An 18234-nucleotide genomic window follows, 5' to 3' on the forward strand; every position below is an offset into this window, starting at 1 on the left:
ATATAGCAATACGAAGTTAGGTTAGGACAAATTATGATCACACTGTAATCCTTCAAACACTTTGCATATTCTGGATTTTGCTTTTCCTGTTGCCTGTTGCCTATTCCCTATTCCCCAGCGCGTAGCGCTATACTTTTAGATATCAACTTCAAAAGCAATACCTTCTTCGATAAAGTTGGGAAAGTTGACACGAATATTATCTGCCTCCGAACCTGTCGCATAAAGATAAGTTCCAGGCACCAAAGAATTTTGGAAACGGAAAAACGCAGTTCCCGCTTCTGAGTCTGCACCATAAACATAGAAAGCAAGTCCTTCTTCGGTAAAACTATTAGAGAAATTGGGGTTACTATTAATGGTATTGCGTTCTTGTTCTCCGACGAACAAATAAGTGCCTGGTTGTTGATTATTCTGAAAGCGAAAGAATGGGATGAGTTCATCGTCAGGTTCAATCGCTGCATTAAAAGCAAGACCTTCTTCGATAAAACTATTGGCAAAATTTTGATTAATATTTTGTTTCTCTTCTTCTCCAACAAATAGATAGGTACCAGGGTTATCATTACTTTGAAAGCGATAGATAGGAGTTTTGAGGAGATTTTCTTCGACAGTAACGGTAAAGGTATCATCTACTGATTGACCGTTGGCAGTAGCCCGAATCGTAATATTGGCAATACCAAAGGTATTTTCCGCAAAGTTTAAGTTTAAATCACTTCCATCAATAACAGGGTCAAGGAGATCAATATTGCTATTGTTTTGTACTGAAAGCGTAATCTCATCATCATCAGGATCAAGAAAAACATCGCTCAAATCAACAAGATAACTATCCAAATTTTCGGGAAGAATTACATCAGGAATTGGGTTGGAAACTTCAGGACTTGCATCAATTTCAATTTTCCAACCAAGATCTTGCAATACGGCGTAATCTAAATTTGTAAGTTCGCTTCTGGTGCCAAATTCACCTCTGGCTCTCATCACCGGAAATTGGCGATCGCCTGCTAGAGTGAAGCTAGTCAGGTCAAGTGGCCAATGACTATTATATTCATCGGGATGTAAAGGAATAGAGTTTGCATCAGGATCGCTTTCTCTCCTATAGACTTCTAAGGCATTAGTTCCGGTGAAACTGTTGTTACTAATTTGATTTTCCCAAGCGGGCAGAGTTCCAATACCTAAAATATGTCCCAGCTCATGAAGCGCGATCGAGAAAAAATCAATCTCATCAAATTCTAATCCTGCTAAATCACTACTATTATGCCAATCGTAATTAATTGAATCGATCACAATATTAGTGTCAAAAGTAAGAGAACCGCCCCATACGCTAACATCGGTCGCGGTATTTCCCAATACTCCTGTTTGACCACGACTTTCTACAATCTCTTGAAAATCTGGCGTGCCATCAACAGTATAGTTACCAGCCCCTCCTCTTCCCAGGGCGCCATCGTGATCTCTGCCTCCAGCATAAATAATGATAGTATCAGCAGGGATATTAAGATTAGTAATAGATTGCAGTTCCCCTGTCGCAGGATTTAAAAAATATGCTGCCCAGGAATCTTTGTTTCCTGGATTTATCGCAGATAGACTATCTGCTATGACATCTTCGTAAAAACTAGCTGCTTTTTCTAAAGTTGTCCGCCTGACTAATCCTTCTTCTCCACTAAAAAAGCCTTCCGTATCAAAATCGTAATCGAATGTAATATCAAGCATAAGTAATAGTGCAAAATTGCATTGACGAGCTGTCCTACTCCGCTTCAAGAGGTTAGGAAATGGGTGGTTTTACTATTTGAATTTAGAAGATAGGCAATAGGTAATTAATTATGCTGAGTCGTAATTCAATTCTGCAATTTTCCAGTGAATTTATCGATAAACGCATTTCAGATTTGACAGATTATGAATACTATTAGAACTCAAGTATAATTCAATTATAAATTAACTTGATATAATCTGTTGCAACTTGCATTTCTCACTTTTCCAACGATTTATCTACAGGTGCAGTTAGAATTTGGGGATTCTCGCGATCGCAAGATAAGATAGAACAATTTAGATCCTGAATTTTGACAAATCAAGAAAACTTCATGAAGACTTAGGGCTAAAAAAATTGGGTACTGGTAAATCGGTATTATCTTGAAGCATCATTTCTAAAACTTCTTGGGCATTTTTTAGAGCTTCTTCGTAATTATCACCATGAGTTACGGGCTGATAATAATCAGTAAATTCAGGAATAGAAACAACATAACATTGATCTTCTTCTGACCATTGAATGAGAATGCTATAAAGTGATTTCATAATTGAGCCTCTCTAATATCAATTAGTAACTGCATAACTTCTTTTTCCTGATAACGTTTAGCATCTGCTTTATCCTTACCAGATAAGACAATTTTGCGATTGATTAAAGGATGTTTCCATTTTGTATGACTTCCTTTGCCTGGCTCACTAATACAACCAGCTTTTAATAGCATTGCTTTTAATTCCCGAATTTTTTTAGGCATCGATAATATTTCTTGCGATACTTTGATTTTTAACAATGCTGCTACTATTCCGATAGAGTTCCTGAAATACTAATAGGTTTTCTTTTAGATTAAATGCAATAATCACTCTATTATTTTAATCATAATTACTAGTGATTAGCCGATTTAGATATTAACTTGACATAATCTGTTGTGACTTGTGATTCTTGATCTTTTGACCAAGTGAGATAACGAATTTCCCTGCCGCTGGGCATAGCCAACTTTTGAAAATCTTTACTTTGTTCTGGGTTACGGAAAATTTTCTTATCCAGCAAAACTAAGGTATCTACAGGTGAAGTTAGAATTTGGGGCTTCTCGCGATCGCCAGCAACCAGACTAGACAGATCGGGTTCTTGATATTCTCTCAGATACACAGGAACCAGTCTTTTGTACAAAGGATGAGTAAGAATTGCGGTGGTTTCAGGATCAAAATTCTCTTGGATAAATTCGATTGGTTCTATAAATTTGGCATCAAAACTACGGATTTCCCGCGCCGTTGGCACACCGACAGGGCCGAAAAGGAAGAAAAGACCATTTAACCCAATTATCACAGCAGTAACAAAAGCCCATCGCTGTCGCTTTCCTGGCCAAATATGCTCGCTAAAACTAACGATCGCTAAGGCTGCCAGCAGAATAAATCCTGGCATTATGGTCATTGCCTGAGCTTTACGACGTAAATGAACCAAGAGAAAAAACAACAGTCCTGGGAGCACAGAAAATGCAATTACACTATGGCCCCAATTTTTGCGACAACTTCTGAACCAGTTTGGTCTTTTGGCAACAACAACCCATAGCAAAGGAATCATTCCCAAGCCCACTGTGCGCAGAGCCGCTTTCAATATCAATAGAATATTTTCCAGAAACTTGACCAGAGAATCAGCATCTTGCCTTTCTGTATGCAGCGGCACCCATTGCCAAATTATTGACCAATAATTGTCCCAACCCCCAGTACTGATTATCAGAGGCGTCATCCACAGTGCGATCGCAATTAGCCCCATAATTACCGCAAATGTCACATGACCTAAATTAAACTTCCGCGTTCTCAGCCCGATAAAGGTAGCGACCAAGGCCACGGGCAACAGGAAAAAGGGCGTACTCGGCCGGATTCCTCCTGCCAAACCCATTAAAATTCCCAGACCAAATAAAGCTTTTTTCTCTCCTAAACCAGTGCGATAAGCAGCATAGTCAATCAACACAACCCAAGCAAACTCGATCATATGGGATAGTGCCATTTCCCCGTTGAACCAAATTATGGGACTAGTTAGCATTAGTAAGGCCGCAGTCCAACCGACTCGCGAATTGAACCAAGTTGACCCGATAACGTACAGCATGGCCGCTGCGACACCAGAAGCTACGACATTGACCATTACTAAACTGGCGGTGGGATTATGGAGAAATAGATTGAAGAAACGAGCAAAACCAATAAAAAGAACAAACATTCCTGGCATTTGTGGCTGTTCCAGGCGCATATCAAAATGTTCTACTGCCAGGGCGAAATTACCCCCATCGCCCCAAACAATCTGGCTTTGAAATGGTAAACGGGTCAAAATGCCGAGACAAAAAAGCGCGATCGCGGGAATTAACCAACTATGATTAGCCTTAGATTGATTATCTTTGTCAGTTGATTTATCAAAAGGGATTTCAGGGATTTCTACCATTGCGTCGGCATCTCATGAGCATTGTCTGTAGATAGCATAATATCAAGTATGAGCGAGACAGTATGGATTAAGACAGTAAATAAAATATCAAAAGTAACAATTAATAAGTAAGATGCCAGCAAAGGATATTTATCATGAATCGGTCAAAAATGCTTTAATTAATGATTCTTGGACAATTACATCTGAATCCTTACAAGATCAAGTATAAAGATGCTGAACTATTTGCGGATTTATCGGCAGAAAAGCCTATTGCAGCAGAACAAGATGGGCGGAGGATAGTAGTAGAGATAAAAAGTTTTATTAGTCCATCTTTAATGAGAGACTTTGAGTTAGCTTTAGGGCAATATATTCTATATCGAAATTTAATTAATCTTGCCGAGCCAGAATATCAAGTTTATTTAGCGATTAAAGACAGTATTTACGATAATTTTTTTAAGCGAGATTCTATTCAAATAGTAACTAAATTGAATCAAGTATTACTTTTAGTAGTTGATACGGAAAAGGAGAAAATTACCCGATGGATAAATTAGTGAAATATCGTCAAACCATTAAGAAAGTACTGAGTGAATATCATGATTGGGTTTCAGGTTCAGCTAATTTGGAGCAAGAAAGTTGTTTGGTTTTTGATGAGACTCATGATCACTATTTTTGGCTTTTGATGGGTTGGGAAGACAAGAAAAAAATCCGCAATATTCAGGCTCACATTCGCATCAAGAATCATAAAATTTACATTGAAGAAGACTGGACAGAGGAAGGGATTGCTAATGAACTATTAGGGGAAGATATTACAAAAGAAGACATTGTTTTGGCTTTTCATGATCCTGAAACTCGTAAACATACAGAATTTGCAGTTGTCTGATTCAAAGTTATCAAAATAAATAGTGACAACAAAGTTATAATTTATCTAGTGGAAGCTGGCGTAAATAAGACAACCATTATGCAGTTAAAGCTTTACCCTTATAAGTCCACTTGAAAGGTTTGGCCATCTTGTCATTAATTTTGTGGCCACACCTGGTCTTTCGGCATCTTTGAGTCTTTCTCTAATTGGAATCTGTTTTTGCTTGAGTTCTAACCATCTTTCTCGCCATAGCCTGGCCATTTCTCTACTCACTCCTAGTTCTCTCAATATTTGACGGTGATTTTTCCCTTGCGCTGCTAATAGAACAATCTTGGCTCTCTTGGCAATTTGTTGACCTGTGCTGTGACGAGCTAAGAGCTTTTCTAGTTTTTGGCGTTCCTCATCATCTAACCGAAGTGGTTTAGGTGTTAATCTTGGCATTGGCGAGAATTCTTCAACCTGATTTTTCTGCTCCCAAATTTTACTCTCGTTTGACGATAACTATCATTTAATTTAATGGTTGCTTTATCTTAGCCTACGTCCACTAGCGACGATTCCTTTATTGCAAGAATTAGGATTAACTATTGAACAAATTGTCCAAAGATTAGAAATTTCAGAGAATTTAGTTCGAGAAAACATTGAAGAATAACGTCTTTATCTATTTTTTAATTGAGCTAGAAAAATTATCACGCATTTTCATTCTGATGTATGTTGAGGGTTTAAGTGTATATTTAGCTGTGAGTCTAATATCAATAAAGTTCTAAACCAACCTATGTAAATTCTAATGTTGCTGTTATGCCATAGGAAGCAAAATAAATTAAACTCGTTTTTGTCAAACGCAAGACATTTTATTGCCAATCTTTCAATCTATCTACATAACTCTGTAACTGATTAGTCAGCCGATCGCGTTTACTCTCAAAATTAGCCGCAATCGAAATCAACACAATACCAGCAATTAACCCAATAATCCATTTCAAGAAAGAATAGGTAAAAACCAAAATCACTAACTGATAAACAATAGTCAAGATAAACGTAATCGTTCCCACAAAGAGAAAAGCCCGAATTCGCAATCCCAAACCCGCAAAAATTGCGATCGCACTGATCACTCCAGGAATAACTCCCGTGTCCTGGTAAAACATTGCCACCAGACAAATCAAGCCACTACCAGCTAGCCGCGCATAATGCTGTTCCTTCCGATGAGCTACGAAATAAGCATCAAATTGAGCAATATATAAAATCGATAGACCAATAATACAAGCAAACCAGATTGTCCTTAGATCATATTCCCAAGCAAATCTCGCGATCGCCCAATCGATAAATCCCAAACTGAAATAACTCCAGCGGAGATTTTTTTGATAGTAAGCAAGATAAAGATAAAAAAGCGCAGCGATACCTAAACTAAAATAGGAAATAGTTTCTGCCGTGACTAGTGAGATGAAAATCGGCATCGCGATCGCAAAATGTCGCCAAGGATTCTCTTGCCAACCAAATTTTTGCCAGGGTATTCGATAAATAACTAGTCCGACAACACACGTCAGAACAACCCACCAAGGATCAAATATGCTGAGTTTGCTAATCATGGAGCGAGCATAAAATGTGATTGCAACTATTTCGCCTAATCCGAGATAAACACCCAGGGATGTTGGGGAGATAGGGGAGTTGGGGAATTGGGGAGATCTGCTTTGAGCGATCGCGTATAAACCGAGAACCATACCAATTGCGATCGCCAAAGGAGTTAGACCAGGCTCAAGGCCAGTCTGGAAAAAAGTGTTAACAGCGCTAATTAAAAGTAGATTACTAATTACCCAGTGAATGTTTGCCGTAATCACAATTTCTTCGAGGCTAAAGTTGGCAAAAGATGCTTTGCCTTGTTTCCGATGCCAGAAAGCAATTACTCGGTAGATTAAAGCGATCGCAGCAGCGACAAAAGCCCAAATTGTAAAACCATCAGCAGCGTTTCCGCCCTCAAACTGAGACATCTGATAGATGACCAATTCATAAATTGCCAGGGTAATCCCAACGAGGGAAATGTAGCGAAGAATTTTATTGTCTTTGCCCCGATAGTTACTAATGCCAATGCCTGTGATGGCTGCACCTAAAGTAATTAGGCCAGTACTACTAGTGAAATGTCGCAACCGCCAAATTATTGCTAAGACAGCATAAATGATGGGGATAAAGGGTAAGTTATACAATCTTGCAATGGGAACGGACTTATCTGATAACCAATTAATCAACCAGAGAGAGAGTAGAGCTAGGGTGATATTCGCAGTTGCGATCGCTAAACTATTGCCGCCAACTATAACAATTAAACTAGAGACTGCTAATTCAACTGTGCCGACAAAACCATATAATGCGATCGCATGGGGTTGTCGCCAGTAACGAAAGGCGATCGCCGCACCAATCAAAATCACAGCAACTAGATATTGCCAATGATCAATCATAAGTATGGGTGCATTCGGACTACTCGCAAACTTGAGATACGCCCAGTACAGAAGTCCTAACTCTGATGCCATAAGCGCGATCGCCCAATAATCAGCAGCTTGGATATATTTCTTGAAAATTTTGCTTCTGTTGAATTTGCCCCCAGCCTCTTGCGGTAAAGATCTAATCAGATATTTTCTGGCGGCATATAAACCCCAAACTGCGATCGCGCTGACAATTAACCAATTGAGATCGCTAACATATTTTTCAAGCAAATCCGTTATGAGGCATAGTCCAAAACCAATTTGGACTGCGGCAATAAACCCATAACGTAAGTAATAGGAATTAATCACCATTAAGATGGTTGCCACTGCTAAACCTAATAATCTGGTCTCTGGCTGCCACAAAGTTAGTAACTGAACTAAAATCAGGGCAATAGAGCTATAGAATGCTGCAAATATTTTTGTTTTTCCCTTCATGTATCTCGCTACTACGCTCAACATAATGGGAATTAGCAACCAAACAGCACCCCACTTAGTAATGGCAGCCTGAGTATCAGTGATTGGCCATAAAAAGCCCAGATAACTTGCGATCGCCAGAAGCAAACCGTAATGCCAATTACTCCGATGCCAATACTTATCGATTGAGGATGAGGGAGGCTGGGATATGGGGAAAATAAACAAAAACCATTCCAAAATTGCGAGAGCAAGTAAGATACAACCCCAAATTTCGATCTTGAAGGAGGGAAATAGCCAGGCGATCGCGCTACAGATGGTTAACAATCCTAATCCGTGAGTCGCATAAACCAAAGAAAAATCAAATCGTAAAAAAGAAGTATTAAATGCTAACAATCCTGTTGCGACAGCCAAGCCTAACGTTCTTGTTTCGGGTTGCCAAAAAGTTAGAACTTGCAGACAAAATAAAGCAATCCAACTAAAATTTCTCGCTATTTCCCTTCGTTTACCGCGACTATTTTTCGCAATAATAGTTAAAAATAAGGGTGCCACTGACCAAAGCCAAACCCAATCATAATTAGCTTGTTCAATTACAGAAAGCAGGCTAATGTAACTAATTACACCAAGCAATAATCCGAAATACCAACTGCTACGAAACCAATATTTAACATAGCGAGACTTTCTAACTGCAACCCTACGCAGATAGATTAGCCATTCGATAGTCATGAACAGTAAGGCAATGTATCCCCAGCTTTGAGATCTTAGGTGAGGAAAGATTAGATTTAGTGCGCTAGCTATAGTTACCAATCCCAAGGCGTGAGCAAAATAAATCAACCAGATTCTAATCGGTTTACGAATATAGCTGATGTAAACCAACGTAAGAGTAGAAAGTAATAGATTGCAAGTTAGCCAAGTGCTATTATGTAAAGCTAATCTAGTTAGAACAATTGCAAATAACAGATTTAACAATTCACTATATCGAGCTAGCTTAGGTTTTTCCTGGCGATACAACCAAGTAGCAATTGCCACAAACAAAAGCACATATGGAAAGAGCGTAATGCCATAAATAGATTCGGGGAAAGAGCTATTATTACTAAGTTGAATGCCCAAGTTTATGACATTTTTCCGAAACTCCAGGGGTATTAATTCTTTGGCAACAAATAAGCCTTGTAAGCCAATAAAAAAGATTGCTGTGAGATCTCGTTTTCGCCAATAAAGATACAAAGTTTGACTAAAGAGGTGAATCGCCAAAATATTAATAGCCGTTGTTTGCCAAAAAGCCGATCCACCAACAGAAACCAACCAGGCAAATAAAATAATAATGAGGCTGATCGGTTGAAATATTTTGCTAAAAAATGAAACTAAAACTTGCTTGATATTTGCTGAAGATTCTTCTGCTGGTTCAAGATTGATTTGTTGCTTTTGGTTTAAGTAAATAATGGCTAATAACCAACCTCCCAGAGCGATCGCTAAACCAAGATTCTTGACCGAATCATAGGTAAATATGGTTCTAGCGAGTAAAAGTAACCAGGTGGATAGTAAAAATAATGAATTAGTAATTTTAAAATTTTCTGAAGCTCGCGATCGCAACCAATAATAGCTCCCCGCGACAACAGATATGCCGACATAAGTAGCTCCCAAAGGTAACTTATCTATTGCCCAACCTAAATGTAAGTAACTTAATAGTAAAAATATGGGAATAAACCAGAAACGAGTAATTTTGTTACTATCTTTATATTTTAAAAAGGTAATCCCAGTCAGACTAATAGATGAAACTGCAATTATTAGCCATTCGATGATATTAAATCCCAAGCCAAAGCTACTCATCGCCCAAAAATTAATTGGGACAAGTAAAACAGAGACATTTTTTAAAGTCTGGGATGTTAATTTTAGATTATCCTGTTTACCTAACCAAAAACCAATAACACAAAAACTCAGAGTATAAGCCAATAAAATTAGATACTGGCCAAAAGCAGGAAAATTATCCCATTTGCTAGCAGCTAAAACAGCCGAAGAAATTACGACTAAAAATATTCCTAAAAACAATAACCAACGAATACTCAACTCATCAAGAAAAGCTTGCCAAACTTGAATAACAAGATTTGGTTTCTTGGCCAACTTTGGTTTAACGACTGTCGCGATTGCTGCTGTTTCTGCCAACGCGGGTTCCGGTTGGGGAGTAATGCGTGGTGGTTGTGGTGCAACTTTTTTAAGCTTTATTACGGGCAAAGTACAGGTTAAATTCTCGCGACATAGTTTAATAATTTGATCTTCTTCAATTAATCCCAAACGCAGCAATTCATCCAACCCAGTCATTAGCTCTGGTTGCGCAGCTTTAATATATAATTCTAATTTGACAATGCGCTCAAAATCATTGGACATAATTAATTAAAAATTAGAAATTGAAAAATGACAAATATTCTGTATCTAGTTGATTGCGCAGGGATTTCAATAAACAATCGGTTTTCCAGATAAGATGACGCTCTGTTTGAAATATAGTACAGTTTTGACGCATGTGCATTTGTGACAAAACAGGTTTTTGATTACTTTCCACGACTGAGATTGCCTCTGTTACTTCAGGAGTAAATTGCTGTAACCATTGATTATTTTGCAAATATTGAGCCTGAAAAGCGTCGGTGTCCAGCAGCCATAAATCGATGCCATATTTATTAATCAAACTGATTATAGTTTGTCGATCTAAACTATATTGTGCTGCGATGAGCTCTTTTACTCGTTGACGAATTTGTTGATAATATCCTTGGTGATAAGGGATGGCATATTCTTCGGCAACTAAGACAGAACGAGCGGCAAAACTAGGAATATTATCTGCTTCGTGACTAAGAGTAGCTATAAGAGATTTTGGAGGTTGCTGCCGTAAGAATTGATAAAGTTTAGTTGCTTTGCCTGTGACGTAACCTAATCGATGCGGATAGGATTGTACAGCATAGCTGGGTAAGATTAGTAGAAAAATTAAAATAATTATAGCTAAATATTTATAAATATTTTGGATAAGAGGATATTTGAAATTGAGGTGGCTGATAATTTTATCAAAGATAATAGTAATCGCGATCGCATCTACTACAGCCAGAACCAGTCTTAAACTATGGTGAATATAACGACTTGGCAAATGCAACCTAAATAAAAGTAGATGAGACAAAAAAAACAATATAGTCGAAGCAATAATTATTTGCCATAAAACTAGAGATTTATCATTAACCTTGCTTACTAGAGGAAACTTTCCAAGAATGCGTCTTAGCCACAAAACAATGAGTCCACAGGAACAGATTAAGGTATATTGCCACTCAATTGGCAACCAGCCACTTCTTCTCTCAAAAAGCCAAAAATCAAGAAAATTGTCCGTAAAAAAAGCACTTCTGCCATTAACAGCAAACTCTGGCATTAATTTAGCTTGTTCAATAGTAATAATTGGCTCATAATTAGAAGTTTTCATCCCATAAAAAGCTAAGATAAATCCCGAAGTAATTAAACCCAAAAGAGCAATTATATTGGATTTATCCCATGTATAGTAATCATAAAATGAATTAGTAGCTCTTTTCGTCTCTTTGCGTCTTAGCCCCCATTCGAGGATAAACGTCTTGGCGCGAGACATTAATTTAATTAATAAAACAGTTGCCGATATTAGTACTGCTTGTGGATACAATAGACCCTGCAAAATAATGGCTAGCAAACATAAATACAAATCATTACGTAATAAATAATAAATAAAAGCTAAAAATAAAGGATAGATAAAAGCTCTTGGTGTACCAGAAGATAGATCATCTAGCATCCATAAATTTTGATTTAATAACAGAGTACTCAGGAAACCAGCAAAAGGAATGGGAAAAATTTCTAGACAGACCTTAAAGCAATAGATGGTCGTAACTAGGCCAATAAATAAAGGAGAAATTTTATTAAAGAAAAAAATATCAACTCCCAAATTGTCTACCAGTTTATATAAACCAACAAATCCCGTGGGAGCAACTGACCTAAAATAATCGGCGATCAGGTCATTCTTAAAGAAGTCTGGATTGCTAAATTGCTGCATCCAAAAAATATGTTGTCGGGCATCATCCTGAAGAATAAATGGATCTTGAAAAGCTAATTTTAATCCAGCAAGACTAAATAAAATCGAAGTAAGAATACTAGTAACAAACCAAAAACGATATTGAAAATATTTCACCACCTTATAAACTTCAATAAATTTTTATTTACAGTCAATTTTCGATAGTCTATCATAACAAGTTCTTTTTTGAAGGATTAGAAAGTATTTGGCAGTAAAATGTAGATTTTTCCGTAAAAACATCAGTTTACATTAAAAAACTAGATGAATTAAGTTTGTGTAGTTACTCGAAGATACCGGCTACATTGCTTCATAAATCAACTAGATAAATAATGAACAACTCAACATTTGATCTCTCTGGGCTGAACGGCAGTAATGGATTTGTCATCAATGGCATTGGGACTTACGACTATTCAGGCTCCTCAGTTAGTAATGCAGGAGATATTAATGGTGATGGTATTGAAGACATCATTATTGCTGCAAATCCCAATATTTTTCCTGAAGATAGTCTAGGAAAGAGCTATGTCCTGTTTGGGAGCAGTAATAATTTTGCGAGTAGTTTCGATTTAGCGACTCTTGATGGTAGCAATGGGTTTGTAATTAACGGCATTAATGCTACTGTTGGCCCAAAATTTGTGGTTAGTAATGCAGGAGATATTAACGGCGATGACCTTGACGACCTGATCATTGGTGCTAGCTATGCAGAAACTGAGTCAGGAAGAAGCTATGTCGTATTTGGCAGTGACAATGGATTTGCGAGCAGTTTGGATTTAGCAACTCTTAATGGTAGCAATGGTTTTGCTCTCAATGGGATTAATTTTGGCGATCGCTCTGGTTACTCCGTCAGCAATGCAGGAGATGTCAATGGTGATGGTATTGAAGACATCATCATTGGTGCTAGTTCTGCTTCTCCCAATCGAGATCCATTTAATATATTCGATCTCAATGTATATTCTGGTCAAAGCTATGTAGTGTTTGGCCGCAATACTGGATTTGACAGCAATGTGGATTTAGCAACCCTTGATGGCAGTAATGGTTTTGCCCTCAATGGCATCGATGCTCAGGAGCAATCTGGCAGATCTGTTAGTAGCGCAGGAGATATCAATGGTGATGGCTTTGACGACATTATTATTGGGGCGCCATTTGCCAATGTTTCTGCGGATGAGCTCTCCACAGGAAAAAGCTATGTGGTATTTGGCAGTAATAATGCTTTTGCCAGTAGTTTAGATTTATCGACTCTTGATGGTAATAATGGTTTTACTATCAATGGAGCTAATGCAGCTGATAGATCAGGTTTTTCTGTGAGCAATGCAGGAGATGTTAATGGTGACGGTCTTGATGACATCATTATTGGAGCTCGTTATGCTTCTCCTAATGGCAATGCTTACGCAGGAGCAAGCTACGTAGTATTTGGCAGCAACAGTGGATTTAGCCGTAATTTTGACCTATCTACTCTCGATGGGACTAACGGCTTTGCCATTAATGGGATTGATGCGGGAGATTTTACAGGTGATTCGGTTAGTAATGCAGGAGATGTTAACGCTGACGGCATAGACGACATTATTATTGGGGCAAGTGTTGCTAATGATAATGTGGGGGAAAGCTATGTGGTATTTGGCAGCACTAATGGTTTTGCGAGTAGTTTAGATTTATCTGCTCTTGATGGCAATAATGGTTTTATCCTCAAGGGAATTGATCCTGTTGATCAATTGGGTAATTCGGTAAGTAGTGCAGGTGATTTTAACGCTGACGGTATTGATGATTTTATTATTGCTGCAAGCACCGCTGACCCTAATGGAAATGTTGGAGCAGGGGAAAGCTACCTTGTGTTTGGTTCTGATTCAATAATTGGCAATAATGATATTACAGAGCTTTATCGCTTTAGAAATACTTCTTTTGGTACGGGAACTTATCTCTTTGTTGGTGAGCAAGAAAGGGATGCTATTCTAGCTAACCCCGACTTTAATCAAACTTTTGTTTTGGAAGGGGATGGGAATCCTGCTTTTAAAGCTAGTGCTGTGCCAGGAGATGATTTGCTACCTTTTTTCCGTCTGCAAAGTCTAGCTGTTCCAGGGACTTTTCTGTTTGTGAGTACCGACGAATATAATGGCATATTTGCTGAGGGTTCGGCGCAAAGAGAGCAATGGGAGAAAGAAGGTTTAGATCAAGCAGGTGTTGATATTCCTGAATTTTATTTGTTTGGTGCCGGAACAGGAAAGGGCATCCCTTTCAATCGTTTCCAAAATAATGATAATAATACTTTTCTCTTTGCCGGTTCTGATAGTTCAACGGGTTTAAGTGAAACGGATTTTATCAATAATGATCCTAATCTTTCAGCCGTTTTTAACGATCAAGGAATTGCTTTTGAGTCTTTACTTTAGTGTTGCTTGACTTAACAATAATTGTTTCTTTATCAATCATAAGAACACTAAAAAATTGTCGACAGAAAATCAATATAATCCTTAGAAACCCTTAAACTAGAACCTGTTAAGTCTCTTACTTGCTTCATGGCTTCAATTTTCTTGCCATTTTTGATCAGTTTTTTGAGCTCTTTTTCAACTGTCTTCGGAATGCGAATAATTCCTTGTTTTTCGTCGTAGGGATAGGGATATTTCTTGCTATTATCCTTTTGTAGGCTATTGAGCTTTTCTAATTGATCGAGCAAAGGAATGGGATTATCTCGTTTTTTTATTTTTCTAGTAACAAACTCAGAATCCATAATTAGCTTGTTGTATAAACATCTAAATAAATGAGTAACAGAAGTTTTACTTCTCGTATACTTATAGCGAATCAAGTTGGAGCTAAATCAAGATTATTAATTGTTGAAATTATCCTCAGAAACAAACTATGATCTATGCTTCTATAGTCAAGCAACTAAAAATAATTCATCACGTAGATTTTTTATCTATTCATCATTGCTCAACCCTCACGATTTAATTCGATTTTTATCGATGCCTAGTTTATGACTCCTTTCGATCGCGAACGCCTCTTATTCACGCCCCAATCTCCAGACAGCAATGCAATCCCCCTCATTTTTGCTTTCCCCAATGAATATACCATTGGAATTACTAGCCTAGGTTATCAGATTGTTTGGTCAAAATTTGCTCTGCGCTCCGATGTTCAAGTAAGCCGTTTATTTACCGATATCCAAGACAATCTCCCTCGAAACCCTGAATTGCTGGGGTTCTCTGTCTCTTGGGAACTAGACTATATCAATATCTTTAATCTTCTCGAATCTCTAGATATTCCTCTGCATAGTAAAGATAGAAATGACAACCATCCTCTAGTTTTTGGTGGCGGCACGGTCTTAACTGCGAATCCTGAACCCTTTGCTGATTTCTTTGATGTTATTCTCCTAGGAGATGGGGAAAATTTACTTGATAATTTTATTGATGCTTATCAAGACGTCAGAAATGGCGATCGCGCAACTAAATTACGTCATCTAGCTACTATTCCTGGAATTTATATTCCCAGTTTGTATCAAGTAACCTATGAAAATCCCCAGGGAGCAATTGCTGCGATCGCGCCCATATATCCCGAAATCCCCTCAGTTGTCGAGAAACAAACCTATCGCGGAAATACCCTCTCAACTTCAACAGTTGTCACCGAATTAGCTGCTTGGGAAAATATCTATATGGTGGAAGTGGTACGTAGTTGCCCCGAAATGTGCCGTTTTTGTCTGGCGAGCTATCTCACCTTACCCTTTCGTACGGCATCTTTGGAAGGTTCTTTAATCCCTGCGATCGCAAAAGGACTAGAAGTAACTAACCGCCTGGGCTTACTAGGAGCTTCTGTGACCCAACATCCCGAGTTTGAAGCTCTCCTAGACTATTTATCTCAACCTCAATATCAAGATGTTCGTCTGAGTATTGCTTCGGTGAGGACGAATACTGTTACCGAGAAATTGGCGCATACCTTGGCCCAAAGAGATACCCGTTCGATTACCATTGCCGTTGAAAGTGGTTCAGAGAAAGTACGAAGAATTGTCAATAAAAAGTTAGAAAATGACGAAATCATCCAAGCCGCAATTAATGCTAAAGCTGGAGGCTTAAAAGCCTTAAAGTTATACGGTATGGTTGGGATTCCTGGCGAAACCATCGAAGATGTGGAGCAGACTGTCACCATGATCGAAGATGTGAAAAAAGCAGCTCCTGGCTTGCGAGTTACCCTCGGGTGCAGTACTTTTGTACCCAAATCTCATACTCCTTTTCAATGGTTGGGGGTTAATCCCGATGCCAAAAAACGCCTTAAGTTTTTGGAGAAACAACTTCGGCAACGTGGTTGTGATTTTCGCCCGGAAAGTTATAACTGGTCGGTGATTCAGGCTCTTATTTCTAGAGGTGATCGCCGTTTGTCGCGCCTTCTAGAGCAAACTCGTGAATATGGTGATTCTGTCGGTAGTTATAAGCGTGCCTTTAAGCAATTACGCGGCGAGATTCCCAGTCTAGACTATTACGTGCATCAGGATTGGCAGACAGATCAGATTCTACCCTGGAGTCATTTGCAAGGTGCTTTGCCTGAGAAAACTTTGGTTAAACATCTTAATGAGGCAAGGGATTGTATGGTTAAGGGAGAAAAGGTCAATTAAAATAGACACAAATTCTCTATGCTATGAACTTATCTTAAATTTCATCCCTCATCCCTTATCCCTCATCCCTCCAAATGTCAGTCTATTAAAATATCTTCCCCCGAATCATTCACTTCCGGTTCCCATTCAATATTTGGCATTGCTTCAAAAGCTTGACGTACTGATTCCTCCCAAAGCTTACGAATCTTAGCAATGTACGGAGCGCCCAGCCGCAATTCCAACTTATTGCGGATCTCAAAACTATCGGTTTCATACATTAGGATATTGATTGGTGGACCGACAGAAATATTAGATTTCATTGTCGAATCAATAGATAACAAAGCACATTTTGCCAAAGCTTCTAGAGGCGTCGTATAAGTGATAGTGCGGTCTAGTATAGGTTTACCGTATTTAGTCTCACCAATTTGCAAGAAAGGAGTTTCTTGGGTCGCTTGGATAAAGTTCCCCTGGGGATAAATTAAATATAGTTGCGGAGCTTCCCCTTTAATTTGTCCTCCCAGCAAAAAGTTACAACTACAATCAATATTGTCTTTTTCCAACCAAGGACGATCTTGTTCCTGAATTTCTCGGCTTTTACTGCCAATATATTGGGCAATATCGTACATATTGCCTAGACTGTGCAAATTAACTTTTTCCTGGTTCTCAATATCGCGATTTAACCTAGTCAATACTCCTTGGGAAACCGAAAGATTGCCAGAGGTGCAAATAATGATTGCTCTTTCTCCTGGTAGAGACAAATCAAAAAGTTTTTTGTAGGTTGATATATGGTCAACACCAGCATTTGTTCGGGAGTCGGCAGCTACTACAATGCCAAATTGATTTATGATGCCCAGGCAATAAGTCATATTAAGGGATAAATGATGAGGGATGAGGAATAGATAACTTTGCTTTCCTTGTAACTGGAGTGATTTTTTTAATTATCCAGCTTATTACCACAACTACTACAAAAGCGATCGCTTTGCTTAACTTTTTCTCCGCATTGAGCACAAAAATTCTTCGTAGATTTCGATTTTTTCGTTTCCTCCATATTTAATGACATGTTGCCCATTTGCATTGACATGGGATTCATACTCATCGACATATTTCCCATTTTCATCGGTCGCATCGGCTGCATTGGTTGCATTGGTTTCAGATCTGGCATCGGTTTAAATTCTCTTTCCTGAGAACTTGCGGCTCTATCGGGGACCTTTTTCAAATTAACTTGAACTGCATTATTTAACTTGGGGTTCGCGATCGCATTAATCCCCGTTGCTTGAATCAAAACATTTTGCTTCGCTTGTTTTCCGTTGATTTGCAACACAAAACCCGATGTCGTTTGATAAAGCTTTGGTGGGCTTTTCCATTTTCCTGTAGTTATGCTACTACTTTGACTTTGTTGTTGTCCCGAACTACCTGAAAATAGGCTAATCAAAGTTTGAGCTCCCTGATTAACAATCATTAGCTGCTGATTTCCACTCAGGTTTACTGTGTAAGCCATAAAATTCTCAACTCTGCATAAACTTTCTCTATACCTTAATTCTAGTGATTTTTGAGTTTTAAAATCGCAAAAGTAATTTACACGGGGCTTCGCCCTTGAAGGCAGAGGGCAGAGGGCAGCGGTGAGACCCCGCGCCGAACCTCTCTAAATCTCTCCTGAAAGGAGAGACTATATTGTTCCCCTTCCTGTAGGAAGGGGTTAGGGGTAGGTGGCGCAAGGGAACGCTCACCAAGAGAGAG

The 18234-nt window shown here is 38.5% G+C and carries 14 protein-coding genes and 1 pseudogene; 5 read left to right on the top strand and 10 right to left on the bottom strand.

Going from position 1 to position 18234, the window contains the following annotated elements:
• Nucleotides 1-135 precede the first annotated feature (135 nt).
• The 4 genes from XEN7305_RS26380 to XEN7305_RS29420 all read right to left on the bottom strand — a co-directional run bounded on the left by XEN7305_RS26380 (nt 136) and on the right by XEN7305_RS29420 (nt 4156).
• The gene (locus tag XEN7305_RS26380) at nt 136-1698 is read right to left on the bottom strand and encodes a hypothetical protein (RefSeq protein ID WP_006508112.1); all 1563 of its coding nucleotides are present in this window, start codon (nt 1696-1698) and stop codon (nt 136-138) included.
• Between the two features lie 366 nt (nt 1699-2064).
• Nucleotides 2065-2277 carry a type II toxin-antitoxin system HicB family antitoxin gene (locus XEN7305_RS04250; RefSeq protein WP_006508113.1) on the bottom strand — a complete coding sequence of 71 codons (213 nt, stop codon included), beginning with the start codon at nt 2275-2277 and terminating at the stop codon, nt 2065-2067.
• The gene (locus XEN7305_RS04255; protein WP_006508114.1) at nt 2274-2480 is read right to left on the bottom strand and encodes a type II toxin-antitoxin system HicA family toxin; all 207 of its coding nucleotides are present in this window, start codon (nt 2478-2480) and stop codon (nt 2274-2276) included. The genes XEN7305_RS04250 and XEN7305_RS04255 overlap by 4 nt, the downstream gene beginning before the upstream one ends.
• Nucleotides 2481-2608: 128 nt before the next feature.
• Nucleotides 2609-4156 carry a glycosyltransferase family 39 protein gene (locus tag XEN7305_RS29420; protein WP_006508115.1) on the bottom strand — a complete coding sequence of 516 codons (1548 nt, stop codon included), beginning with the start codon at nt 4154-4156 and terminating at the stop codon, nt 2609-2611.
• A gap of 112 nt (nt 4157-4268) precedes the next feature.
• Between XEN7305_RS29420 and XEN7305_RS04265 the strand changes: the two are divergent.
• Nucleotides 4269-4686 (top strand): annotated as a pseudogene (locus XEN7305_RS04265) (XisH family protein).
• Nucleotides 4674-5015: a XisI protein gene (locus XEN7305_RS04270; RefSeq protein WP_006508119.1), complete on the top strand. Its 342-nt coding sequence runs from the start codon at nt 4674-4676 to the stop codon at nt 5013-5015. The pseudogene XEN7305_RS04265 and the gene XEN7305_RS04270 overlap by 13 nt, the downstream one beginning before the upstream one ends.
• An 84-nt stretch (nt 5016-5099) precedes the next feature.
• On the opposite strand, the gene XEN7305_RS04275 is transcribed toward XEN7305_RS04270, so the two are convergent.
• Nucleotides 5100-5435, bottom strand: coding sequence for a helix-turn-helix domain-containing protein (locus XEN7305_RS04275; RefSeq protein ID WP_006508120.1), 336 nt, complete (start codon nt 5433-5435; stop codon nt 5100-5102).
• A gap of 79 nt (nt 5436-5514) precedes the next feature.
• Between XEN7305_RS04275 and XEN7305_RS29980 the strand changes: the two genes are divergently transcribed.
• Nucleotides 5515-5643, top strand: a complete 129-nt coding sequence (locus XEN7305_RS29980) for a hypothetical protein (RefSeq protein WP_255324949.1) — start codon at nt 5515-5517, stop codon at nt 5641-5643.
• A 199-nt stretch (nt 5644-5842) separates the two neighbouring features.
• Here XEN7305_RS29980 and XEN7305_RS04280 read toward each other — a convergent pair whose 3' ends face one another.
• The gene (locus tag XEN7305_RS04280) at nt 5843-10252 is read right to left on the bottom strand and encodes a hypothetical protein (protein ID WP_006508121.1); all 4410 of its coding nucleotides are present in this window, start codon (nt 10250-10252) and stop codon (nt 5843-5845) included.
• Between the two features lie 13 nt (nt 10253-10265).
• Complete coding sequence (locus XEN7305_RS04285; RefSeq protein ID WP_006508122.1) at nt 10266-12053, bottom strand: hypothetical protein; 1788 nt, start codon at nt 12051-12053, stop codon at nt 10266-10268.
• A gap of 209 nt (nt 12054-12262) precedes the next feature.
• Between XEN7305_RS04285 and XEN7305_RS04290 the strand changes: the two genes are divergently transcribed.
• Nucleotides 12263-14311, top strand: coding sequence for an integrin alpha (locus XEN7305_RS04290; protein WP_006508123.1), 2049 nt, complete (start codon nt 12263-12265; stop codon nt 14309-14311).
• Between the two features lie 47 nt (nt 14312-14358).
• On the opposite strand, the gene XEN7305_RS04295 is transcribed toward XEN7305_RS04290, so the two are convergent.
• Complete coding sequence (locus tag XEN7305_RS04295; RefSeq protein WP_006508124.1) at nt 14359-14649, bottom strand: hypothetical protein; 291 nt, start codon at nt 14647-14649, stop codon at nt 14359-14361.
• A gap of 243 nt (nt 14650-14892) precedes the next feature.
• On the opposite strand from XEN7305_RS04295, the gene XEN7305_RS04300 reads away from it, so the two are divergent.
• Nucleotides 14893-16518, top strand: a complete 1626-nt coding sequence (locus XEN7305_RS04300; protein WP_006508125.1) for a radical SAM protein — start codon at nt 14893-14895, stop codon at nt 16516-16518.
• Nucleotides 16519-16595: 77 nt separating this feature from the next.
• Here XEN7305_RS04300 and XEN7305_RS04305 read toward each other — a convergent pair whose 3' ends face one another.
• Both XEN7305_RS04305 and XEN7305_RS04310 read right to left on the bottom strand, forming a co-directional pair.
• Entirely contained in the window at nt 16596-17363 is a 768-nt protein-coding gene (locus tag XEN7305_RS04305; protein WP_006508126.1) for a proteasome-type protease, read from the bottom strand.
• A gap of 68 nt (nt 17364-17431) precedes the next feature.
• Nucleotides 17432-17995 (bottom strand): zinc ribbon domain-containing protein, encoded by a 564-nt coding sequence (locus tag XEN7305_RS04310; protein WP_006508127.1) that lies wholly within the window; start codon nt 17993-17995, stop codon nt 17432-17434.
• Nucleotides 17996-18234 lie beyond the last annotated feature (239 nt).

Source organism: Xenococcus sp. PCC 7305 (genome assembly GCF_000332055.1).
GTDB lineage: Bacteria > Cyanobacteriota > Cyanobacteriia > Cyanobacteriales > Xenococcaceae > Xenococcus.

Bases quoted from the DNA above. Each gene is read 5' to 3' on its own strand.
- XEN7305_RS04305 (WP_006508126.1), bottom strand. From the start codon at position 17,363: ATGACTTATTGCCTGGGCATCATAAATCAATTTGGCATTGTAGTAGCT.
- XEN7305_RS04250 (WP_006508113.1), bottom strand. From the start codon at position 2,277: ATGAAATCACTTTATAGCATTCTCATTCAATGGTCAGAAGAAGATCAA.
- XEN7305_RS26380 (WP_006508112.1), bottom strand. From the start codon at position 1,698: ATGCTTGATATTACATTCGATTACGATTTTGATACGGAAGGCTTTTTT.
- XEN7305_RS04255 (WP_006508114.1), bottom strand. From the start codon at position 2,480: ATGCCTAAAAAAATTCGGGAATTAAAAGCAATGCTATTAAAAGCTGGT.
- XEN7305_RS04280 (WP_006508121.1), bottom strand. From the start codon at position 10,252: ATGTCCAATGATTTTGAGCGCATTGTCAAATTAGAATTATATATTAAA.
- XEN7305_RS04290 (WP_006508123.1), top strand. From the start codon at position 12,263: ATGAACAACTCAACATTTGATCTCTCTGGGCTGAACGGCAGTAATGGA.
- XEN7305_RS04270 (WP_006508119.1), top strand. From the start codon at position 4,674: ATGGATAAATTAGTGAAATATCGTCAAACCATTAAGAAAGTACTGAGT.
- XEN7305_RS04310 (WP_006508127.1), bottom strand. From the start codon at position 17,995: ATGGCTTACACAGTAAACCTGAGTGGAAATCAGCAGCTAATGATTGTT.
- XEN7305_RS04275 (WP_006508120.1), bottom strand. From the start codon at position 5,435: ATGCCAAGATTAACACCTAAACCACTTCGGTTAGATGATGAGGAACGC.
- XEN7305_RS29420 (WP_006508115.1), bottom strand. From the start codon at position 4,156: ATGGTAGAAATCCCTGAAATCCCTTTTGATAAATCAACTGACAAAGAT.
- XEN7305_RS04295 (WP_006508124.1), bottom strand. From the start codon at position 14,649: ATGGATTCTGAGTTTGTTACTAGAAAAATAAAAAAACGAGATAATCCC.
- XEN7305_RS04300 (WP_006508125.1), top strand. From the start codon at position 14,893: ATGACTCCTTTCGATCGCGAACGCCTCTTATTCACGCCCCAATCTCCA.